The organism is Micromonospora chokoriensis (assembly GCF_900091505.1).
GTDB classification, from domain to species: domain Bacteria; phylum Actinomycetota; class Actinomycetes; order Mycobacteriales; family Micromonosporaceae; genus Micromonospora; species Micromonospora chokoriensis.
Genome location: NZ_LT607409.1, coordinates 1,215,529 through 1,237,550 on the forward strand (window position 1 = coordinate 1,215,529; position 22,022 = coordinate 1,237,550).

Below are 22,022 nucleotides of genomic sequence, written 5' to 3' on the forward strand. Positions count from 1 at the left end.
CGATGTTCACATCCCAGGTGTACGCGTCTCAGCCGCCGATCGGCGCGGTCTCCCGGCCGCCCTGCGGCTGCTCCGGCTTGACCGAACGGAGCAGTACGCTCGCCACGTCGATGACCTCGACCTGCTCACCGGCACCCTTGCCGTTGACCCCGTCGTTGAGCATCGTCGAGCAGAACGGACAGCCGACGGCGACCGTCTTCGCCCCGGTGGCCATGGCCTCCTCGACCCGGTCCACGTTGATCCGCTTGCCGATCTTCTCTTCCATCCACATCCGGGCACCGCCCGCGCCGCAGCAGAAGGAACGCTCACTGTTACGCGGCATCTCGGTGAGGTCGCCCGCGATGGCGTCGCCGAGGACCTCGCGAGGGGCCGCGAAGATCCGGTTGTGCCGGCCCAGGTAGCAGGGGTCGTGGTAGGTGACACCGCCGTCGACCGGCTGCACCGGGGTGAGCTTGCCGGTGGCGACCAGGTGGGCCAGCAGCTGGGTGTGGTGGACCACCTCGAACTCGCCGCCGAGCTGGCCGTACTCGTTGCCCAGTGTGTTGAAGCAGTGCGGGCAGGTCGCCACGATCTTGCGCTTGGCCTTCTCCCGGCCCTCGAACGCCTCGTTGAGCGTCTCCACGTTCTGCTGGGCGAGCATCTGGAAGACGAACTCGTTGCCGATGCGCCGCGCCGGGTCGCCGGAGCAGGTCTCGCCCTCGCCCAGGATCGCGAATGTCACCCCGGCCTCGTTGAGCAGCGTCGCCACCGCGCGGGTGGTCTTCTTGGCCCGGTCCTCGAACGCCCCCGCGCAGCCGACCCAGAACAGGTACTCGAAGTCGTCCACCTCGCCGACCCGGGGCACCTCGAAGTCCAGGCCCTTGGTCCAGTCCTCGCGGGTGTTCTGCGGGGCGCCCCACGGGTTGCCCTTGTTCTCCAGGTTACGCAGCATCACGCCGGCCTCGGAGGGGAAGCTCGACTCGATGAGCACCTGGTAGCGGCGCATGTCGACGATGTGGTCCACGTGCTCGATGTCCACCGGGCACTGCTCGACGCAGGCCCCGCAGGTGGTGCAGGACCAGAGCACGTCCGGGTCGATGACACCACCGGACTCGGCGTCGCCGATCAACGGCTTGTCGCCCTCGGCCAGCGACAGCACGTCCAGGTGGGCGAGCTGGGCCTGGGTGGCCTTCTCCTCGCCGGTCAGGTCCTTGCCACCGCCGGCCAGCAGGTAGGGCGCCTTCGCGTACGCGTGGTCACGCAGGCTCAGCACGAGCAGCTTGGGCGACAGCGGCTTGCCCGTGTTCCAGGCCGGGCACTGCGACTGGCAGCGACCGCACTCGGTGCAGGTGCTGAAGTCCAGGAGGCCCTTCCAGCTGAACTGCTCGACGTGGGCGACGCCGAACTGGTCCTTCTCCGGGTCGGCCTCCTCGAAGTCGAGGGGCTTGCCCTGGCTCGTCATCGGGCGCAGCGCGCCGAGGCCGGAGCCGGCCGGCTTGGCCGGTTCGCGCTTGAAGAAGATGTTGGGGAACGCCAGGAAGCGGTGCCAGGCGACGCCCATGGTGACGTTCAGGGAGATCACGATCAGCCAGGTCATCGAGATGGCGATCTTGATGAGCGCGGCGACGCTGGCGCCGTCCGACCAGTCCGGCAACACCGCGCCGACCGCGTGGCTGACCGGGGTGGCCCAGAGCGGGTACTCGAAGTGGTCGGTGGCGACCTTGAAGCCGCGGATCAGCAGGCCGAAGATCAGGACCAGCAGCACGATCCACTCGACGAAGTAGCCCTGCCACATGGTCGAGCCGGTGAACCGGGACCGCCCACCGGGGCGGGTCGGCCGGTTGCGGAGCCGGATGACCATCAGCACCACGATGCCGACCAGCCCCAGCACCGTGATGATCTCGGTGACCAGCCCGAAGATCGTCCAGTGCCCGATGATCGGCAGCCCGCCGGTCGGGGTGACCACCTCGAAGTACGCCTCGAGCACCAGCAGCGACAGCACGATGAAGCCGACCATCACGAACCAGTGCGCGGCGCCCACCACGCCCCACTTGAGCATCCGGGTGTGACCGGCGGTTTCCACCAGCATGGTCTTCGTCCGGGCGCCCTTGTCGGCGAACCGCTCCGGGGCGGGTTGCCCGAGCCGGATGACTGCCGTCATCTTCACGACCGCACGCACCGCAAGCCACACCGCCACGGCGGTGACGGCGGCCGCGAGGATCGTGGTGACGATCTGGACGCTGCCCATCGAGTTGGCCTCCCCGGTCTGCTGCCTGATGACCTCGCTGCGCTCGGTCATGCAATGCAGCCTACGCGAAGGTTACCCAGCAGTAACGTGAGTCATCTCGCAGTAGGCCGCGCTGCCTGCGCACACCATAGGTGGCCTCGCCCGATCCTGCCGGGCAGGGGCTCGGTGAGGTGAAGTGCGGCGGCCCGCCGGTACGGCGGCGCCGTACCAGCTCAGCGCCAGCGGGAGAGCAGCCCCAGCGAGGCGACCATCGCACCGAAGCCGACGGCGAGGTTCCAGTAACCCCACGCCATCACCGGGTACTCCTGCTCGGACAGGTAGTAGAGCACCAGCCAGCCGATACCGACGACGATCAAGGCGACCGCGGTGATCGGCAACCACACCGGGCTAGGCTTGCGCGACGACGCCGCCGTGGTCGGACGAACGTCCGTCGGCGGGGTGTACACCTTCTTCTTGCGGACCTGAGACTTGGGCACGGCGCTCTCCAGAGGGGTGACGACCTCGTCCGGCCTGACAACCGGGCGCGGGGGCGACGGTCCATGGCCAATAATGTTCGACAGCTAGCGTAGTCCCGATTGCCCGTCCGGACCATGAATGGGGTCAGGCCGGTGCACGGAGTGACCGAAAGAGGCGGGACTGTTCGCATCACCGGCGCAGCCGGGAACGGCCCGATCCCCGACACGCGGAAGGAAACGCTCGGTGGAGTACACATCCGGCGCAACCTCCTGGCAGAAGGTCCTCCGACGGGCCGCCGCCGGGCTGCTGCCCCGGCGACCGCGTCAACGCCGGCCAGGCTGGTCGATCGGGGTGCCTCTGATCGCCGCCGCGGCGGGGCTGCTCTTCACCACCAGCGCGACCACCGCCGACGGCACCGCCCTGCGCGAGGACCGGCGCCCTCAGCTCAACCAGCTCATCGAGGACCGGCGCGAACAGGTCGCGGCGAGTGAACGACGTGCCGCCACCCTGCGCGGTGAGGTCGAACAGCGGACCAACACCCTGGCCGGCTCCGATGCGCCGATCAAGAACCAGCAGAACCGCGCCCAGGGCAGCCTCCAGGCCGCCGGATTCACCGCCCTCGGCGGCCCCGGCGTCACGGTGGAGCTGAACGACGCCCCGCAACTCGACCAGACCCAGTCGGACGCGAGCAACGACGACCTGGTGGTGCACCAGGGGGACGTCCAGGCGGTGGTCAACGCTCTCTGGGCCGGCGGAGCGGAGGCCATGTCAATCATGAACGTCCGCGTGCTCACGACCAGCGCGGTACGCTGCGTCGGTAACACCCTGCTGCTTCATGGCCGGGTGTACTCCCCACCGTTCAAGATCGTAGCAATCGGCGATCCCGCTGCCCTCCAGCAGGCCCTCGCCAGCTCTGAGGGAGTCCGGTTGTTCAAGGACGCGGTCGACGACTACCAACTCGGTTACAAGGAGACGGTTTCCACGGTGCGAGTGCCGGCATTCGAGGACTCGACCTCCCTGCGCTCGGCGACGGTGCCCAAGTGAGCGGGTCGGAGGAGCGCCGCGACGGGCGACACCGCAACCAGACCGACGAGCCGACCGACATCCTGCCGAAGGTCGACCGGCCCGAGCCGACACCTGGCCGGGCGACTCCCGCCGGCAACTGGCCGGAGCCGGTGCTGCCCGGTGCGTCGCGCCCGCCGGTCGCCCCCAAGCCTCCCCGCGCCCCGGAGCCTTCTCGCGCTTTCGAGCCGGCCCGCGCCTCGGAGCCTCCCCGCCCCCCAGAGCCTCCCCGCGCCTCGGAGCCTCCCCGCGCCCAGGAGCCACCCCGTGCCTCGGGCCGTCCGGGTGCCGAAGCCCCGCCGCCCTGGCCGGGCACCACCGCCCAGGGGCCCGGCCCGCAGGCCGGGTCTGGTCGCCCCTCCGCGTCCATCTCCGGCAGGCCGGCGAGCCCGACCGACCAGGGCGCGGACCGGCCTGCCGTTCCCGGCAACGCTCCGACCCGCCCGCCCTGGTCCGGTCCTGTCGCCTCCGGTCCCGTCGCCAGCGGGCCGGCCACGCCCGCAGCCGCCGCCGGCCGACCCGCTGCACCCGGGGCCGCCGCAGGCCGACCGGTGCCGCCCGCCGCAGGCCGACCGGTGCCGCCCGCCGCGAGCCCACCCGTGATGCCCGCCGCAGGCCGACCGGTGTCGCCCGCTGCTGGCGGGCCGGTGACGCCCACCGGCGGGCCGGGGTCACCCCAGGGAATCCCCACCCGGCCGGCGTCGCCGGGAGCAGCCCCCACCCGGCCGGCGTCGCCGGGAGCAGCCCCCGCTCGGCCGGCGTCGCCCGGGGCCGCCACGACCCGATCCGCAGCAACCAGCGGAATGCCAGGTCCGACCTCGACCGGCTCCGCCGCGCCCGCTGCGATGCCCACCAACTCGCCCTCCGGCACGCCGAGCAGGGCGGTTCCGTCCGCCCCCTCGACGTCGTCGGTGGCCGACTCGCCGACCGCGATCATTCCGCAGGTCACCGCCGGGCCTGGGCGTCCCACCGGTTCCCCGGCGGCACCGGTCTCACCGGCCGCGCCTGACCGCCTCCCGGCAGCCGGCCAGGAGAGTTCCTCCTCGAGTGCGCCCGGTCGTGTCCCCCCGGGCGGTCCCGGCCGTGTCCCGTCCGCAGCGTCGGGCCAGGTCCCTCCGGCTGGCTCTGATCGCGGCTTCGATCCGGCCGCCACCGCGCTGATCCCGACCCTGCCCACCGCGCCCGCTGCCCGGCCGCCGGCGATGGACTCGACGGCGCTGATGGGCGCTGTCCCCCGCTCGTCCGTCCCCGGGGATCCGGCCGATGACGACACCTCCGGCGAGCCTCCCCGACCCCGGCGGGGCGAACGGGTCGTCCAACTCCGGCCACACCAGACCGGCGAGGGCTACAAGAGCGTCTACTCCGAGCTCACCCGGCCGTCGCTCGGCTCCCGGATACGCACCGGCATCCGCGTCACGGGCGAGGTTCTGATCACCTTCGGCCTCGTGGTGCTGCTCTTCGCCGGCTACGAGGTCTGGGGCAAGTCGGCCATCGTCGACGCCCACCAGAACGACCTCAACAACCAGCTCGCGCAGGAGTGGGGCCCGACGGACGACCCGACGGTGGTGCCGTCGGCCGGGCCGAGTGTCAAACCGTCGCCGCCGGTACGCGGCAAGCCGATCGCGGGCCTCTACATCCCGAAGCTCGACAAGAACTGGGTCGTGGTCGAAGGCGTCACCCAGGAGGACATCCGCTACGCCCCGGGTCACTACCCGGCCAGCGCGTTGCCCGGCCAGGTCGGCAACTTCTCCGTGGCCGGTCACCGTAACCGGGCAACCTTCTGGCGGCTGGACGAGCTCCAGGACGGTGACCCGATCGTGGTCGAGAGCAAGACCGACTGGTACGTCTACCGGGTGTCGCAGTCGCGGATCGTCCGACCGACGCAGGTCGAAGTGGTCGCGCCGGTGCCCGGCGAGCCGAACAAGAAGGCCACCAAGCGCATGCTCACCCTGACCACGTGCAATCCGAAGTTCGACAACTACCAGCGCCTGATCATCCACGCCGAACTGGACCGGTCCCAGCCCAAGTCGGCGGGCCGGCCGACCGAGCTGGGAGGCTGAGCGATGTACGCGTTCATCTGGCGCAAGCTGCCGTTCGGCCTGGTCGGAAAGCTGACCGGCTCGGTGCTCCTGGTAGCCGCCACTGTGGCCCTGCTCTGGTATGTCGCCTTCCCGTGGGCCGAACCTCTGCTGCCGTTCGACGACGTGCAGGTCGAGTCCGGTGTCCCCGCCGAGTCGGGCAACGACGCCCCGGTGACCGGGGAGACCCCGGCCGGCGACGAGCACGACCTGCCGTACGACACCGACCGCAACAACCCGGTCCCGTCGTCCTCGCCGAGCAGGTGACCGTGCGCGTCCTGGTGATCGACAACTACGACTCGTTCGTCTTCAACATCGTGCAGTACCTGGGCCAGCTCGGCGTGGACTGCGAGGTCCGCCGCAACGACGAGATCGACGTCGCCGAGGTGGGCAGGGTGGGGGCGGACGGCATCCTGCTCTCGCCCGGGCCGGGCAGCCCCGACCGCGCCGGCATCTGCCTGGACGTCATCCGGGAGTACGCGGGCGAGCTGCCGATCTTCGGAGTCTGCCTGGGTCACCAGGCGATCGGTGAGGCGTTCGGTGCGACCGTGACGCGCGCCCCCGAACTGCTGCACGGCAAGACCTCCGAGGTGCGGCACCACTCGGTGGGCGTCCTCGCCGGTCTGCCGGACCCGTTCACCGCCACCCGGTACCACTCGCTCGCCGTGCTCCCCGAGACCCTGCCGGACGAGCTTGAGGTGACCGGTTGGACCGGCTCCGGCGTGGTGATGGCGATGCGGCACCGGACGCTTCCCATCGAGGGCGTCCAGTTCCACCCGGAATCGGTGCTCACCGAGGGCGGCCACCTGATGTTGGCGAACTGGCTCGCCGGTTGCGGTCACCAGGAGGCGTTGGAGCGCGCGCCCGCGCTCGCCGCCGAGGTCGACGCCCGCCGGCTCGCCGCCTTCGCCAGCAACTGAGGTCGACAGACCATCAGCTGTGTCGCCCCGGCTGACGCCGGGGCGGTCGGCGATGGCCGCGTGCACGGTTGCAACCCAACAGCGTGACCCCAGAACAGGCCCGCAGCCCGCAGCCCGCAGCCCGCAGCCGATGACCGTGCACCCTCCCTTTGCTCTGCACCCACCCGTGCACCAGTTACGGTGCGTGAGCGTCGCACCGGTGGGTGCAGAGCAAAGGCTGTGGTTGAGTCTGTGGCGGCCGTCGCGGCGTCGGTCAACGCAACCGCTGTGGCCAGCGCAGACCGCCGTGGCCGGCACGAACCGTGCAGCCAGCGCGGACCACCACAGCCAACACGGAGCGTGACGGCCAGCACGGACCACCGCCGTGGTTTGTTCAGGGCCGATCGCCAAGGCCCCGGCGAATGGTTCAGCCGGGCAGCGCGTTCTGGATCGCCGGATCGGGGGGTGAGTGGACCGCCGGCGAACGGCCCCGGGCCGCGTCCCACGCCGCCTTGCCGCTGGCGAAGAAGTCCCGGACGGACTTCTCGGCGAGCAGGGCGGCACCGCAACCGTCGCACCTGGCGACCACCCCGTCGACGTCGAGCCCGAGGTATCGGCACAGCGTGACCGCCCGGGACAGGTGGTAGGACTGGGTCACGATCAGGGCCCGCTCGACGCCGTACACCTGACGGGCCCGGGCGCAACTGTCGTGGGTGTCCAGGCCGAACGGGTCGGCCACGACGCGGCGCGGGTCGATACCACGCTCGGTGAGGTACGAGGTCATCACGGCTGGCTCGTCGCCTGACGTGCCCCCACCGTCGCCCGACACGAGTACTACTCTGGCTCGTCCGCTGGTCACCAGCGCGGCGGCGGTCTCCAGGCGGCCGGCGAGCCGGTCGGATGGCCGCTGCCGGTCCGCCGCCACGGCCGTGCCGAGGACGATCACCACGTCGGCGGACGGCGCATCGGCTTCGGCGTACACGTGCCCACGGGCGGTGAACGTCGTCCACAGCCACGGAAGGCTGGTGAGAACCAGCACGGCGACACCCAGGACGGCGAGGCGTCGGAGGCAGCGCACTCGCCCGCGCCCCGGAGCGCCGGAAGCCTCCACGTCGGTCATCGCGACGCCGGAACCCTGGGGTCTAGTCCTCGGAGAGCCGGCTCGGCGGGGGCGGGAACGGCAGGCCGCCGCCACCGCCACCGGGGGTGGTGGGCGGCGTGCCTGTCGGCGTACCCGTCGGCGTGCCCGTTGGCGTCGGGTCGACGACCTTCTCCGGGACGCCGATCTCGATGGTCACCGTCTTGTCCTTGGCCAGCGAGGTGCCCGAACTCGGGTTCTGCTTCTGCACCCGACCGGCCAGGCTGGCCGGCACCTCGTCGCCGTCGCGGACATCGACCTTGTAACCCGCCTCGCGAAGCTCCTGGACGGCCTCGTCCCGCGTCGAGTTGATCACGTTGGGCACCTTGTTGACGTTGCCCTTGGAGACCTCGACGACGACCTTGGTGTCCTGCGGGACGGTCGTCCCCGTCGGCGGCGTCAGCTTGAGGACGATGCCCTCCTGCGCCGGGTTGTCGACCTTCTTCTCCTCGACCTTCAACCCCAGGTCCTCGAGTTGGATCTTGACGGTTTCAAACTGCGCGTTGACCAGATTGCCGGGGATCCGCACGTCCGGCTTGCCACCGCAGAGCTGGATGGTCACCGTGCTGGCCTGCTTCAGCCGGGTGGCCGGCTCGGGATTCTGCTTCGCAACGGTGCCCTTGGTGCAGTCGTTGGCCAGGATGGATTCGCCCACCTGCGGTTGCAGATCGGCACCACGGATCTCGGCGACCGCGGCGGCCTGACTCTTGCCGACCAGGTTCGGCACCGACTTGTTGGCCTTGTCCTGCTGTTGGCTCCAGAGCAGGGCAGCGACCAGGGCGATCACCGCCAGCACACCCACGGCACTGAACGTCGCGATCAGCCAGGAGGACGCCTTGCGCTGGCGCGGGTCACCGACCCGGGCCATCTGCCCGGTCTGCGGTCCACGGGTAGGAGCCGGGTAGCCAACCCCACCGCCGGCCGGGGCCATCGCCACCGTCTCCGCCTCACGCATCACCGGGGTGGCCAGCACGGGCCGACCGGCGGCGGCGCGGAGCAGATCGGCCCGCATCTCGCCGGCGCTCTGGTAGCGGTTCAGCGGGTTCTTCGAGAGCGCCTTGAGGACGATCGCGTCGATGGCCGGGGTGACGTCCGGGTTGATGTCGCTCGGCGTCGGCGGCGTCTCCCGTACGTGCTGGTAGGCGACACTGACCGGGCTGTCCCCCACGAACGGTGGGTGGCCGCAGACCAGTTCGAAGAGGACGCAGCCGGCGGCGTACACATCGGAGCGGGCGTCGACGGCCTCGCCGCGCGCCTGCTCCGGGGACAGGTACTGCGCCGTGCCGATCACCGCGCTGGTCTGCGTCATGGTGGTCGCACCGCTGGCGAGCGCGCGGGCGATGCCGAAGTCCATCACCTTGACCTGGCCGGTCTGCGTGAGCATCACGTTGCCCGGCTTGATGTCGCGGTGGATGATGCCGTGCCGGTGGCTGAACTCCAGCGCGGCGCACATGTCGGCGCAGATCTCCAGCGCGCGGCGCGGCTGCAACCGGCCCTCGGCGCCGAGGACCTCCTTGAGGGTCCGCCCGTTGACGAACTCCATGACGATGAACGGCAGTGTCTCGCCGGTCGGCGCGGTCTCCTCGCCGGTGTCATAGACCGCCACGATCGCCGGGTGGTTGAGCGACGCGGCGTTCTGTGCCTCCCGGCGGAAGCGCATCTGGAACGTCGCGTCCCGGGCCAGGTCGGTGCGGAGCATCTTGATCGCGACGTCCCGACCGAGCCGGAGGTCGCGTCCGCGGTGCACCTCGGCCATGCCGCCGTAGCCGAGCAGCTCGCCGACCTGGTACCTGCCACCGAGCAGGCGGGCCTGCGCTGTCATCGCGTCTGTCGTCCTTCGCTCGTCGTCGTCCCGCCGCCGTCCGGCTGGAGTCGTACCTCCCGACGGTACGACGTCACTGTCGGATCGTCGCGTCCGTCGAGTCGTAGCGCGCCGGACGTCACGGCGCGCGGAGTCAGCCCGGCGGGTTCACCGGCCTGCGACTGCTTCCGCAAGCTGTAGGAAATCACGCCGGAGCAAACCAGGACCAGCACTGCCAGCAGGATGGCGAGAAGCACCATTCCGGGACTGGACCGGCGGGGTCCGGGTGCTGGCGCCGACGGTCCGGCCTGCCGGACGTACGCCGGCGGGTGTTCCTGGCGGGGCGGTGCCGACGGCACCGCTGCGGCACCGCGCGGGTAGCCGTTCGGTGCGGCCGGCGGGCGGCCGGGCTGGACGGCCGGCGCGATGGCGGTGGGTCGCGGCTGCTGGGCCGGCGCGACGGCGCTCGGCCTCGGCCCGGCGACCGGCGGGCGGGCACCCGGCGGACGCATGTGGTGCGCCTGCGGCACCTGGGCCCGGCCGGGCGCGGCGGGCGAGGCTGGCGCTGCGGAGATCGGCGCGGAGTTGGCACCCGATCTGGCCTGCTGGGAGAGCGTCGCCTTGAGCTGGCGAGCGACACCGGCGAGAGCGGCCGCGCTGGGCCAGCGGGCGGCCGGATCCTTCGCCAGGGCCCGTTCCACCACGGCCCGCACCTGCGGCGGGATGTCCGCCGGCAACGGCCGGGGCTTCTCCCGTACGTGCTTCATCGCGATGTCGAGCGGATTGTCGCCCTCGAACGGTCGCCGCCCGGCGAGGCACTGGTACGCGACCACGCCGAGCGCGTACACGTCGGACGCCGGGGTGGCGACGCCGCCGGTCGCCTGCTCCGGCGAGATGTACGAGGCGGTGCCGAGAACCGAACCGGCGGCGGTGAGCTGGCCGACCATGTCGGAGCGGGCGATGCCGAAGTCGGTGAGCACCAGCGTGCCGTTCGGCCGGACGAGCAGGTTGCCCGGCTTCACGTCGCGGTGCACGATGCCCTTCTCGTGGGCGGCGTGCAGCGCGTCCGCGGCCTGGGCGACGAGCGCCATCGTCCGGGCTGGCGTGAGCCGCCCGACGCGGCTCAGCGTGGAGGACAGCGCGTCGCCCTCGACGTACTCCATGACCAGGAACGCGATCTGCTGGTCGTTACCGAAGTCGTAGACGTCCACCACGCCGGGGTGGTTGATGGTGGCCATGGTGCGGGCCTCGCCGCGGAACCGCTCGCCGAAGTCCGGGTCGTCGAGCAGCGCGGGGAGCAGGCTCTTCACCGCGACCGTACGGCCGAGCACCTGGTCGGTGCCGCGCCAGACGTCGCCCATGCCGCCGCTGGCGATCCGCTCGTCGAGACGGTAGCGGTTGCCGAGCTGGACGCCGGGGCTGAGCATCAGCGACCCCCGGGGTCGTTGATGGCGGCGCGCATGATCTGACCGGCGATCCGGGCCGCCTCGGCGCTGCCGCCGGGGCCGGCCTGTTCGAGCATCACGCAGACCGCGGAGACCGGGTTGCCGTTCTTGTCCATCGCGAAGCCGATGAACCAGCCGTGGTCGGGCCGGTCCGGGGCGGACTGCGCGGTGCCGGTCTTACCGCCGACCGTGTAACCGCTGATCGCGGCCTTCCGGCCGGTGCCCTTCTGGACCACGCTGACCATCATCTCGCGAAGGTCGGTGGAGACCTGCGAGCTGACCGGCTGGCGCAGCTCCCGGGCGCTGGCGGTGTAGTAGCTGGTGGTCCGGTCCGGGGCGAGCAGCTGGCGGACCAGGTACGGCCGCATCTGCTTGCCACTGTTCGCGATCGCGCCGGCGATCATGGCGCCCTCGAGCGGGGTCATCCGGACGTTGTTCTGCCCGATCGAGGACTGGGCCAGCGCCGCCGGGTCGGTGGTGCCGTCCGGGTTCTGCATGTCCCCGGTCCGGCTGGCCGCCGTGGGCAGGCCGTCCTCGCCGAGCTGGCCGATGGTGAGGTCGTCCTGCTCGAAACCGAACTGCCGCGCCTTCTCCTTCACGGCGTCGGCCCCGAGCTGCACACCGAGCTGGGCGAAGCCCGTGTTGCACGACTCGGTGACCGCCTCCAGCAGGGTGACCTTCGCCTCCGGGCAGATCGACGGGGCGGCGTTGCGGATCGGGGTGCCCGAGGTGGGCGGGGTGTAGCTGGAACCGGCCGGGATCTGGGTCGTCTTGGTGACGCCGTTCTCCAGCGCCGCCGCTGCCACCACGATCTTGAAGGTGGAGCCCGGCGGCAGCGTCTCGGAGAGCGCCCGGTTCTTCAGCGGGCCCTCCGGGTCCTGCTCCAGCTTGGAGTACGCGGCGGCAGCTTCCTTGCTGTCGTGGCTGGCCAGCGGGTTCGGATCGAAGCTGGGCATGGACACCAACGCCTGCACCGCCCCGGTACGCGGGTCGATGGCGATGGCCGCGCCCTTCTTCGCCCCCACCTGGTTGTTGCGCAGCTGGTCGTACGCCACGTCCTGGGCCCGCTTGGAGAGCGTGAGCAACACATTGCCGCCACCGCTGTCGTCCCCGGTGAACATGTCCTTCAGCCGGTCGCCGAGCAGCTGGTCGCTGGTGCCGGCCAGGAAGTCGTTCTCCGCCTTTTCGATGCCCTGGTCGGCCAGGTTGACCGGCTTGTAGCCGAGCACGTGAGCGTACTTGGCGCCGCCCGGGTAGGTCCGCAGGAACTTGAGGTTGCCGGTGGTCTCCTTGCTGGTGGCCAGCGCGGTGCCGCCGGCCTCGATGTTGCCCCGCTTGCGCTTGTAGTCGGCGACCTGGACCCGACCGTTGTAGTCGCTGGTGCGGTATTCGTCGGCCTTCTGGAACTGGACCCAGTTGAGGTTGGCGAAGAGCAGGCCGAACAGGACCATGACGACGACGCCGACCCGGCGCAGAGGTGCGTTCACGGCTTGATCACCTCCGTGGGGGCACCGTGAATCTGCTCCGGCGGGCCACCGGCGGGCCGGGCAGCCTTGGCGGCACCCCCTGCCAGCGGCCGGCGGGCTCCGTCGGAGACCCGCAACAGCACCGCGATGAGCAGCCAGTTCGCCATCAACGACGAGCCACCGGCGGACAGGAACGGCGTGGTCTGACCGGTCAGCGGGATGAGCTTGCTGATGCCGCCGACGATCACGAAGACCTGGAGGCCGAGGGTGAACGCGAGACCACCCGCGAGGAGCTTGCCGAACGAGTCCCGTACCGCGAGCGCGGCCCGCAGCCCCCGCTCCACGATCAGCAGGTAGACGACGAGCAGCGCGGAGAGGCCGAAGAGACCGAGCTCCTCACCGATGCCGGCGAAGATGAAGTCGTTCTGCACCTCGGGCAGGATGTCCGGTTGGCCACCGCCCGGCCCGGCACCGAAGAGCCCACCGGTGCCCAGGGCGAGTAGCCCCTGGACGAGTTGGTAGCCCTTGTCGGTGGGGTCGGCGAACGGGTCCAGCCAGATCTCCGCCCGCAGGTAGAAGTTGGCGAACGGCCCGCCGACCGTCGAACCGAGCACGTAGGCGAGGTAGGCGCCGCCGAAGAAGAGGACCAGACCGATCAGCAGCCAGCTGACCCGTTCGGTGGCGATGTAGAGGGTCACCACGAACATGCCGAAGTAGAGCAGCGAGGTGCCCAGGTCCTTCTCGAACACGAGCACCAGGAGGCTGACCAGCCAGACGCCGATCACCGGGCCGAGGTCCCGTCCGCGGGGGAAGTCGACGCCGAGGAAGCGTCGGCTGGCCAGGGACAGCACCTCGCGCTTGCGGACCAGGTAGTAGGCGAAGAAGACCAGCAGCGCCAGCTTGGCGAACTCACCCGGCTGGATGGAGAAGGCGCCGAGGTCGATCCACAGCTTCGCGCCGTTCCTCTCGGAGATGCTCGCCGGCAGTACCGCCGGGAGCATCACCAGCACGATGCCGGCCAACCCCAGGGTGTACGCGTATCGCGAGATCGACCGGTGGTCGCGCATGATGGCGAGCAGGCCGGCGGCGAGGATCACCGCACCGAGCGTCCACGCCAACTGCCGCCCACCGATGCCGGCGAAGATCGCCAGGTTCTCCCGGTCGGCGACCGGCGCCTCGCCCAGGTCGATCCGGCGCAGGAAGCCCACGCCGAGCCCGTTGAGCAGGGCCACCGCCGGCAGCAGCGCCGGGTCGGCGAACGGGGCGAGGAACCGGATGACCAGGTGCAGCCCGAGGAAGACCGCGCCGAGAGCGGCGGCGGGCATCCAGAAATCCGCTGTGACAGTGTCCAGCAGGTTCGCCTCGACGGTCGCCCCGTACGCGGCCACCAGCACCATCGCGAGAAGCAGCAGGGACAACTCGGCGTTGCGGCGCGACCGCGCCAGGCGTACGCCGGACTGCTCGCCCGCGGTCGCGGGCGAGGGTGCCGGTGTGGCCGCTACGGTCACGGGTGGAGTCCTCGGTATCTCAGCCGACGCTCACTCAGGAGACCGGCAACCGGCCGGGTCGAGCGCCGGCGTGGCCGAGTCGGAGGGCGTGACGTCGGGTGTGGTGGTCGTGCCGGTAGCACCGACGGCGTCGGTGGCACCGACGGTCGGGCTCGCGCTGGCGACCCCGTTGGGGGTCGCCGACGCGTCGGCACTCGGGCTGCCGTTCGGGATCGGCGTCGTGACGACCTGCGGGGGCGACGGAGTGCCGCCGGCGGTGCTGGTCGGGTCGAGCGGACAGAGCGGCTTCAGGTTGGGGTTGCTCGGGGTGTCACTGGTCAGCTCGGCGAGCTGCCGCTCGGCGTCCGGCTCGTTCTTGGCCCGGATGCCGACCTTGACGGTGTCCTGAGCGGCGACCGTGAGGTCGTCCAGTCGGGTGCCGCTGCGCCGGTGCACGGTGGAGAGGTCCATTCCGGCGATCTGACCCTGGACGCCACGGAAGACGGCGACCTGCCCCTCCTCGGTGGCACCCACGTAGTACTGCCGCTGGGTGTACGTCCAACCGCCGAAGCCTGCCCCGCCGACGATGACCAGCAGGGCCAACGCCATGGCGGCGGTCCGCACCGGGCGGCGCTTCGGCCGGTCCGACTCGTCGTCGTCGGCGGCGGCCGGCTCCTCGGGGGCGGGTGGGCGGGGCGCGGAGAGCGCCGAGGCCCGGGCGGCCGGCGTCGAGTCGTCGGCGGAGGTCGCCATGCCCCGGTCGCGGGCGGCGGCGCCACCGACGATCGGGGTCGCCTCGACGATGTCCTGGTCCGTCGCGTCGGCGATGATCACCGTGATGTTGTCCGGGCCGCCGCCGCGCAGCGCGAGCTGCACCAACCGCTCGACGCACTGCTGCGGGTCGGTGTACTCCCGCAGGGTCTCGCCGATGGTCTCGGCGCTGACCACGCCCGAGAGGCCGTCGCTGCAGATCAGGTACCGGTCGCCGGGAAGGACCTGACGCACGGAGTATTCCGGGTCGATGTCCCGGCCGTCCAGAGCACGGGTGAGTAGCGACCGCTGTGGGTGACTGCTCGCCTCCTCGGCGCTGATGCGGCCTTCGTCGACGAGCATCTGGACGTACGTGTCGTCCTTGGTGATCTGTGCGAACTCGCCGTTACGCAGCAGGTAGGCCCGGGAGTCACCGATGTGGACCATGCCCAGCTTGCTGCCGGTGAAGAGGGTCGCCGTGAGCGTGGTGCCCATCCCCTCCAGCTGCGGGTTGGCGTCCACTGTGTCGCGGAGTTGTTGGTTGGCGGTGCCCACGGCCGCACGCAACGCATCGACGAGAGCGTCGCCCGGGACGTCCTCGTCGAGCGGCGCCATGGCACCGATGACGATGTTGCTGGCGACGTCACCGGCGGCCATACCGCCCATACCGTCGGCAACGGCAAGTAGCCGCGGCCCGGCGTAGACGGAGTCTTGATTGCCGTCACGGATCAGACCGCGGTCGCTGTGGGCCGCATAGCGCAGGGTCAGAGTCATGGCCGTAATTCGAGGGAAGTGCGGCCGATCCGGATCGGCACGCCGAGGGGGACGGGGGTTGGTCCGGTGACCTTAGCGCGATCGAGGTACGTGCCGTTAGTCGAGCCGAGGTCCTCGACGTACCACTGCCCGTCGCGCGGCACGAGCCGGGCGTGTCGCGCGGAGGCGTAGTCGTCGGTGATGACCAGGGTGGAGTCCTCAGCTCGACCGATGGTGATCTGCGCTTCACCAAGAGTGATCCTGGTGCCGGCCAGTTGACCGGCGGTCACCACCAGCTGGTGTGCCGCCCTGCCCCGTTTCACCTTCGCCGGCTTCGCCGCCTGCCCGGTCGAGGCCCCCACCGCGCGTGGCGCGGCCACCAGGCGACCGGACCGGGCGCCGGCAAAGAGATCCCGGCGGATCACACCGACCACCGTGAACACGAAGATCCACAGCAGGATCAGGAAACCGAACCGGGCAACGGTGATGACCAGTTCCGGCAAGGCGGGTCAGCCGTCCACGCGGAAGGTCAGCGTCGTCGTGCCGAGCTGGACCATGTCACCGGGGTTCAGCGCGACGGCGGAGACCCGCTGCCCGTTGACCATGGTGCCGTTGGTCGACCCCAGGTCGGTCAGCACGACCTGGCCCCCGTCGAAATCCAGCCGGGCGTGTCGCCGGGAGATGCCGACGTCGGGCAGGCGCAGGTTGGCCTGGTCGCCGCGACCGATCACCGTGGACCCCATCTGGAGGGGGTAGGTGCGACCGTCTCCGGAGACCAGCCGCACGTTGCGACCGCCACCGTGCCCCGGCGGCGGGCCGTAGCCGCCGCCCTGGTCGTACGCGGGGTAGGCGGGCGGGCCGGCGTCGTAGCCGGGTGCCGACACCGGGGCGACCTCGCCGCCGGTGTAGACCTCGGCCGTGACACGGAACATGCCCGTGTCCAGGCCCTCACCTCGCTCGATCTCGACGATCACGTCGCCGTAGACCGTCCACGCCTGCTCGCCGATGAACTCCGCCTGCGACTGGGCCAGTTCCTGGGCCAGCGCGGCGGCGTACGGCGCCAGCCGACTGTGGTCGAACGGCGAGAGATCGATCACGTAGCGGTTGGGCACCAACGTGCGCCCACCGGCCAGGATCGCCTTGTGCGCCTCGGCCTCCCGCTGCATGGCGTTGAGGATCTCCACGGGGTGGACCACCCCTTTGAAGACCTTGGCGAAGGCCCCTTCGACCAGGCCTTCCAGACGCTTCTCGAAGCGTTGCAGCACGCTCACCGGCTCCTCCTCGGGTCCCGAGGACATGATGGTATCCGGCCGGCGCGCGCGCAGCTCACACGCCGCTCGGCCGGCCGCTCCCGGCCCGTTCGGAAGGGCCGGGACTGTCGTGCTAATCTTTCGTCCGCCACGAACGGTAACCGCTCGTGGCGAGCGCCAGGGACAGCGTAGTATTCCCGAGGCCCGTTGGAGACAGCGGGGCCGGGGCGGCTACAGTGTTCCGGGTCGTGCCACGGGGATGTGGCGGAATGGCAGACGCGCACGGTTCAGGTCCGTGTGCCCGAAAGGGCGTGGGGGTTCAACTCCCCCCATCCCCACCAATGACGAGGGCTCCGCTTGATGCGGGGCCCTTCCGTCATATTGGGACGTGCCGGACGTCACGCTATGCTGCGATGGATTCTGCCTCCGATGGACCGGGAGTGGCGTGTGAGTGTCGCGTTGGTGACAGGGTCGGGTGGCCTGATCGGCTCTGAGGCGGTCCGGCACTTCGCCGGCCTCGGCCTGGACGTGGTCGGCATCGACAACGACATGCGCCGGTACTTCTTCGGCGAGGACGGCTCCACCTCGTGGAGCCTGGAACGGCTCGGCCGTGACCTGGGTAACGCGTACACACACTTCGCGGTGGACATCCGGGACCGGGACGGCCTGGAGCAGGTGTTCAAGAAGTACGGCTCGGACATCGCCGTGGTGATCCACAGCGCTGCGCAGCCGAGTCACGACTGGGCGGCCAAGGAGCCGTACACGGACTTCGACGTGAACGCCGGCGGCACGCTCAACATGCTGGAGAACACCCGCCTGCACGCGATCGACGCACCGTTCATCCACTGCTCGACCAACAAGGTCTACGGCGACCGGCCGAACAGCCTGCCGCTGGTCGAGCTGGAGACACGGTACGAGCTGCCCGAGGACCACCGCTGGCACCAGGGCATCACCGAAGAGATGTCGATCGACAGCTCGCTGCACTCGGTCTTCGGTGCCTCCAAGGTCGCCGCCGACGTGATGGTCCAGGAGTACGGGCGCTACTTCGACATGAAGACAGCCTGCTTCCGCGGCGGCACGTTGACCGGCCCGGCCCACTCCGCGGCCGAGCTGCACGGGTTCCTGGCCTATCTGATGCGCTGCGTCATGGAGGGCCGGACGTACAACCTGTTCGGCTACAAGGGAAAGATGGTCCGCGACGCGATCCACTCCCGCGACGTGCTGAGCGCGTTCGAGGCGTTCTTCCGGGCCCCGCGATCCGCGGAGGTCTACAACCTCGGCGGCGGGCGGCACTCGAACACCTCGCACATCGAGGCCTTCCGGATCGCCGAGGAGATCACCGGTCGCGAGGCGCAGATCAACTACGTCGAGCAGAACCGCACCGGCGACCACCAGTGGTACGTCAGCAGCATGGCGCGGTTCGAGGCCCAGTACCCGGACTGGAAGATCACATACGACGTGCCGATGATCCTGCGGGAGATCTACGAGGCCAACGTGGACAAGTGGGTCCCCCAGTCATGACCACGTCGCGGACCAAACGCAACGTGCTGGGTGTCCTGGTGGACGCCACCGACTACGCCACGGCGACCGACGCGGTGGTGACCGCGGCGCACGAGCGTCGTCCGCTCGCGCTGACCGCGTTGGCCGTGCACGGTGTGATGACCGGGGTGCTGGACCCGGCGCACAACGCACGGCTCAATTCCTTCGACGTGGTCACGCCGGACGGGCAGCCGGTGCGGTGGGCGCTCAACCTGCTGCACAACGCCGGCCTCACCGACCGGGTCTACGGGCCGACGCTGACCCTGCACGTGCTGTCGCGTTTCGCCGACGAGGGACTGCCGGTCTACCTGTACGGCTCGACCGAGGAGACCCTCGCCCGGTTGATCCCGGCCCTGGAGCGGATGTTCCCCGCCCTGAAGATCGCCGGGGTGGAGCCGTCCAAGTTCCGCGCCGTCGAGCCCGGTGAGGACGCCGAGATCGCCGACCGGATCCGTTCCAGCGGTGCCCGGCTCGTCCTGGTCGGGCTCGGCTGTCCCCGCCAGGAGGTCTTCGCGTACGCCATGCGTCCGCTGCTCGACATGCCGCTGATGGCGGTCGGCGCGGCCTTCGACTACCACGCCGGTCTGCTCCGCAAGCCGCCGCCGTGGATGCAGCGTGCCGGCCTGGAGTGGTTCTGGCGTCTCGGGCTGGAGCCCAAGCGGCTCTGGCGCCGGTACGTCATCCTCAACCCGGCGTACCTGAGCCGGCTGGCCGCGCAGAAGATCGGCCTCTGGAAGGCCCGCCCACCGGCGCCGGCCCACGAACGGCCGGCCACCTTCTCGGTCTGACCCCGTACGACACGAGGCCCCACCCGGTCTTCCGGGTGGGGCCTCGGTCGTGGGAGACCGCTCAGACGGTCAGGGTCCAGGTGTTGATGTAGCCGGTGTCGGCCGAGTAGGTGTCGCGCACCTGAAGCCGCCAGGTGCCGTCCGCGGCCTCACCGGACACGTTGACCGAGTACGTGGCGTTCACGTTGTCGGCGCTGTCCGAGGTGCTGCTGTTCTTCAGCCGGTAGGAGCTGCCGTCCGGGGCGAGCAGGTCGATGACCAGGTCACCTCGGTAGGTGTGCACGATGTTCACCGCCACTGTGGACGCCGAGGAGGCGTTGCGGCCACAGCCGGAGATGGTGATCGAGCTGGTCACCGCCGAGCCGGCGTCCGGGATCGACACGTCGGAGCCGTTGGTGCCGGTGCAGCCGGTGGGTGGCGGTGGGGTGGTGCCGCCGCTGCCCACGTAGAGCAGCAGGTTCGGCGAGCCCGAGCCGACGTTGCTGATCACGTTGGGGGTGGCGGTGGACACGAGTTCGTTGCGCACCTGAGCCGGGGTCCAGCTCGGGTTGGCACTGGCCACCAGGGCCGCCGCGCCGACCACGTGCGGCGTGGCCATCGAGGTGCCGCTGATCGTGTTGGTGGCGGTGTTGCTGTTGTACCAGGCCGAGGTGATCGACGAGCCGGGCGCGAAGAGGTCCAGGCAGGTGCCGATGTTGGAGAACGACGAACGGGCGTCCGCGCTGGTCGTCGAGCCGACCGTGATCGCCTCCGTGGTGCGCGCCGGTGAGACGTTGCAGGCGTTCGCACCGTTGTCGTTGCCGGCCGCCAAGCCGTACGTCACACCGGAGGCGACCGAGTTGCGCACGGCGTTGTCGAGCGAGGTGTTCGCGCCGCCGCCGAGGCTCATGTTCGCCACGGCTGGCTTGATCGCGTTCGCGGTGACCCAGTCGACGCCGGCGATCACGCCGGCGGTGGTGCCGCTGCCGGAGCAGTTCAGCACGCGTACGCCGACGAGTTGGACGCCCTTGGCCACGCCGTACGACGATCCGCCGACGGTGCCGGCGACGTGCGTGCCGTGGCCGTTGCAGTCGTCGGCCGACCCGCCGTCCACGGCGTCGTAGCCGGAGGTGGCCCGGCCGCCGAAGTCGTTGTGGGAAAACCGGATACCGGTGTCGATGATGTACGCGCGCACGTTGCTCGCCGTGTTCGGGTAGGTGTAGGAGCTGTCCAACGGCCGGTTACGCTGGTCGATCCGGTCCAGACCCCAGGAGGGCGGGTTGGTCTGCGTTCCGGAGATCGAGACGGTGTGGTTCTGCTCGACGTACGCCACGGCCGGGTCGGCCGCGATCCGCGCCGCCGCGCTCGCGCTCACCTTCACCTCGAAGCCGCGCAGCGCCGCGCCGTAGGTGCGCGCCACCGAGCCGCCGTGGCGACCGGAGAGTCGCTTCGCGGTGTCGCCGACCCGGTCCCGGGCCACGGCACTGTCCTTGAGTACGACGATGTAGCTGTCCGGCACGGCGGTGGCACCGCCTGCGGCCCGCACCACACCGACGGGTTCGGCGGCCAGGGCCGGGGTGCCGACGGCCAGCGCGGTCGCCGTGGCCACCCCGATCAGTACGGACCTTCGTGGAAGACCCATCTCCTACCTCCCTCTGACCGGCGACGGAACGTGCCGCCGGTCCCACAATCAATCGACGCATGCCGATCCAGCTGAGGGTAGATCAGCCGTCGGGCACTTGGACATGTCGAAACGGCCATACTTTCGGGTGATGGCCCCTACGGGCCCGACGTCCGGGACGAACAGGGGGCCGGCCCGGATTCGCCAGGCGTCGATCCGGGAAATACTCTCGACCATGGAGAGTCAGCTCACCATCCTGTTCCCGGTCGCCGCCGCCTGGTTGGCCGCCGGCGTCGTCGCCGACGGCCTTCCCCGCCTGCGCACCACCCGCGCGCTCCGCCGGCGTACCGGATGGTTGCTGGCCCTGACCCTCGCCGGGCTGGCACTCACCGCGGCCGTGCTCGGCGGCGGTCTGCTCAGCGCCGGATCCGCGCCGGTCGACCGGGCCGCCGCCGGGCTCACCCTGGCCGTCGGCCCGGCGCTCGTGGCGTCGGTCTGCTCGGTACGTCGGATCCGCTGGCTGTGGGCCGGGTCGGGCGCCTTCGCCAACGCTCCCGCCACACCCGCGCCGCACGGGCTGCGTGCCGCCGCCGCCCACCCGCTCGTCGGGCTGCCCCTCCAGGTGGCCGCCCTGGCCACGATGCCGGCGGTGATCGCGGCGATCGGCACCGACCTCGGGGCCGAGCCCAGTGTCACCGGGCCCGCGATCACGGTCGGCGCTCTCGCGGTCGTCGCCATCGCGGTCCGGCACGCACTACGCCACAGCCGCCTGGCCGAGCGGGCCCGGCCGGACGCCTCCCGGTCAACGCGGGCGGGTGGCCCCCTGCACGTATAGCAACTCCAGGATCGCCCTGGTCGCCTCGAACCAGCGGTCCAGCCAGTCCTGCGAGGGCAGGTTGCCCTTTGGCGGCAACTCCATCAGCAGGCCACGCAGCAGCGGGTGGTCGGCGAAGGACTCGGTGGGCTCCATCGGCCACCCGCTCGGCGGAAACGACGGCTCGATCAGCGGATTCGGGTCCAGGGAGGGCAACGAGAGCGGCGGATCCGACGACTCGGAGGTCGCCTCCCTCCCGCTCAGTTCCTGGTCGGTCGAGACCACCTCGGTCAGTACGGTGTCCCGACGGGCCCCGCGATACTTGCCACCGAATCGTTCCGTCTTGGCCGGACCGTTGGTGAGGTTGTCTGAACCGATCGTCGTCATCCGTCTCGCCTACTCGCTCGGTTGCGGGTCGGTGCGGCGGGTCGTCGACCAGTGCCGTACCGACCGGTTCAACGAGACGGGC

At 70.7% G+C, this 22,022-nt stretch carries 19 protein-coding genes and 1 tRNA gene; 8 read left to right on the forward strand and 12 right to left on the reverse strand.

Features of this window, described 5'->3' with window-relative positions; translation table 11 throughout:
- Positions 1-28: 28 nt before the first annotated feature.
- Both GA0070612_RS05710 and GA0070612_RS05715 read right to left on the reverse strand, forming a co-directional pair.
- On the reverse strand, positions 29-2,227 hold the full coding sequence (locus tag GA0070612_RS05710) for a (Fe-S)-binding protein (RefSeq protein ID WP_088991292.1): 2,199 nt from the start codon (positions 2,225-2,227) through the stop codon (positions 29-31).
- A gap of 212 nt (positions 2,228-2,439) precedes the next feature.
- Complete coding sequence (locus GA0070612_RS05715) at positions 2,440-2,703, reverse strand: cell division protein CrgA (protein WP_088986971.1); 264 nt, start codon at positions 2,701-2,703, stop codon at positions 2,440-2,442.
- Positions 2,704-2,926: 223 nt separating this feature from the next.
- Between GA0070612_RS05715 and GA0070612_RS05720 the strand changes: the two genes are divergently transcribed.
- The 4 genes from GA0070612_RS05720 to GA0070612_RS05735 all read left to right on the forward strand — a co-directional run bounded on the left by GA0070612_RS05720 (position 2,927) and on the right by GA0070612_RS05735 (position 6,743).
- Positions 2,927-3,727: a DUF881 domain-containing protein gene (locus tag GA0070612_RS05720; protein WP_088986972.1), complete on the forward strand. Its 801-nt coding sequence runs from the start codon at positions 2,927-2,929 to the stop codon at positions 3,725-3,727.
- A 1,238-nt stretch (positions 3,728-4,965) separates the two neighbouring features.
- Positions 4,966-5,805, forward strand: coding sequence for a class E sortase (locus GA0070612_RS05725; RefSeq protein WP_408630533.1), 840 nt, complete (start codon positions 4,966-4,968; stop codon positions 5,803-5,805).
- A gap of 3 nt (positions 5,806-5,808) precedes the next feature.
- A complete protein-coding gene (locus GA0070612_RS05730; protein ID WP_088986974.1) occupies positions 5,809-6,090 on the forward strand; it encodes a hypothetical protein in 282 nt (93 codons plus the stop codon).
- A 2-nt stretch (positions 6,091-6,092) separates the two neighbouring features.
- A complete protein-coding gene (locus tag GA0070612_RS05735) occupies positions 6,093-6,743 on the forward strand; it encodes an aminodeoxychorismate/anthranilate synthase component II (RefSeq protein ID WP_088991293.1) in 651 nt (216 codons plus the stop codon).
- 406 nt (positions 6,744-7,149) lie between these two features.
- On the opposite strand, the gene GA0070612_RS05740 is transcribed toward GA0070612_RS05735, so the two are convergent.
- From GA0070612_RS05740 to GA0070612_RS05775, 8 genes are read right to left on the reverse strand one after another with little or no spacing between them, the layout of a single operon-like run.
- The gene (locus GA0070612_RS05740; RefSeq protein WP_088986975.1) at positions 7,150-7,842 is read right to left on the reverse strand and encodes a SanA/YdcF family protein; all 693 of its coding nucleotides are present in this window, start codon (positions 7,840-7,842) and stop codon (positions 7,150-7,152) included.
- Between the two features lie 22 nt (positions 7,843-7,864).
- A complete protein-coding gene (gene pknB / locus GA0070612_RS05745) occupies positions 7,865-9,682 on the reverse strand; it encodes a Stk1 family PASTA domain-containing Ser/Thr kinase (RefSeq protein ID WP_088986976.1) in 1,818 nt (605 codons plus the stop codon).
- Entirely contained in the window at positions 9,679-11,088 is a 1,410-nt protein-coding gene (locus GA0070612_RS05750) for a serine/threonine-protein kinase (protein ID WP_088986977.1), read from the reverse strand. The genes pknB and GA0070612_RS05750 overlap by 4 nt, the downstream gene beginning before the upstream one ends.
- Positions 11,088-12,593 (reverse strand): peptidoglycan D,D-transpeptidase FtsI family protein, encoded by a 1,506-nt coding sequence (locus GA0070612_RS05755; RefSeq protein ID WP_088986978.1) that lies wholly within the window; start codon positions 12,591-12,593, stop codon positions 11,088-11,090. The genes GA0070612_RS05750 and GA0070612_RS05755 overlap by 1 nt, the downstream gene beginning before the upstream one ends.
- Complete coding sequence (locus tag GA0070612_RS05760) at positions 12,590-14,080, reverse strand: FtsW/RodA/SpoVE family cell cycle protein (RefSeq protein ID WP_088986979.1); 1,491 nt, start codon at positions 14,078-14,080, stop codon at positions 12,590-12,592. The genes GA0070612_RS05755 and GA0070612_RS05760 overlap by 4 nt, the downstream gene beginning before the upstream one ends.
- A gap of 30 nt (positions 14,081-14,110) precedes the next feature.
- Positions 14,111-15,583, reverse strand: a complete 1,473-nt coding sequence (locus GA0070612_RS05765; RefSeq protein WP_088986980.1) for a PP2C family protein-serine/threonine phosphatase — start codon at positions 15,581-15,583, stop codon at positions 14,111-14,113.
- A complete protein-coding gene (locus tag GA0070612_RS05770; protein WP_088986981.1) occupies positions 15,580-16,065 on the reverse strand; it encodes an FHA domain-containing protein FhaB/FipA in 486 nt (161 codons plus the stop codon). Before GA0070612_RS05770 ends, GA0070612_RS05765 begins: the two co-directional genes overlap by 4 nt.
- A 6-nt stretch (positions 16,066-16,071) precedes the next feature.
- A complete protein-coding gene (locus tag GA0070612_RS05775) occupies positions 16,072-16,860 on the reverse strand; it encodes an FhaA domain-containing protein (protein WP_007454122.1) in 789 nt (262 codons plus the stop codon).
- 207 nt (positions 16,861-17,067) lie between these two features.
- On the opposite strand from GA0070612_RS05775, the gene GA0070612_RS05780 reads away from it, so the two are divergent.
- From GA0070612_RS05780 to GA0070612_RS05790, 3 genes are all read left to right on the forward strand, one after another.
- Positions 17,068-17,153 (forward strand) — tRNA-Leu (locus GA0070612_RS05780).
- Between the two features lie 64 nt (positions 17,154-17,217).
- The gene (locus GA0070612_RS05785; protein WP_197699312.1) at positions 17,218-18,333 is read left to right on the forward strand and encodes an NAD-dependent epimerase/dehydratase family protein; all 1,116 of its coding nucleotides are present in this window, start codon (positions 17,218-17,220) and stop codon (positions 18,331-18,333) included.
- On the forward strand, positions 18,330-19,139 hold the full coding sequence (locus tag GA0070612_RS05790) for a WecB/TagA/CpsF family glycosyltransferase (RefSeq protein WP_088986982.1): 810 nt from the start codon (positions 18,330-18,332) through the stop codon (positions 19,137-19,139). The genes GA0070612_RS05785 and GA0070612_RS05790 overlap by 4 nt, the downstream gene beginning before the upstream one ends.
- Before the next feature lie 61 nt (positions 19,140-19,200).
- Here the strand turns inward: GA0070612_RS05790 and GA0070612_RS05795 are convergent, their stop codons facing one another.
- Positions 19,201-20,760, reverse strand: coding sequence for a S8 family peptidase (locus GA0070612_RS05795; RefSeq protein WP_088986983.1), 1,560 nt, complete (start codon positions 20,758-20,760; stop codon positions 19,201-19,203).
- Positions 20,761-20,974: 214 nt separating this feature from the next.
- Between GA0070612_RS05795 and GA0070612_RS05800 the strand changes: the two genes are divergently transcribed.
- Positions 20,975-21,574, forward strand: a complete 600-nt coding sequence (locus GA0070612_RS05800) for a hypothetical protein (RefSeq protein WP_088986984.1) — start codon at positions 20,975-20,977, stop codon at positions 21,572-21,574.
- On the opposite strand, the gene GA0070612_RS05805 is transcribed toward GA0070612_RS05800, so the two are convergent.
- Positions 21,542-21,940 (reverse strand): hypothetical protein, encoded by a 399-nt coding sequence (locus tag GA0070612_RS05805; protein WP_088986985.1) that lies wholly within the window; start codon positions 21,938-21,940, stop codon positions 21,542-21,544. The genes GA0070612_RS05800 and GA0070612_RS05805 overlap by 33 nt on opposite strands.
- Positions 21,941-22,022: the final 82 nt, after the last annotated feature.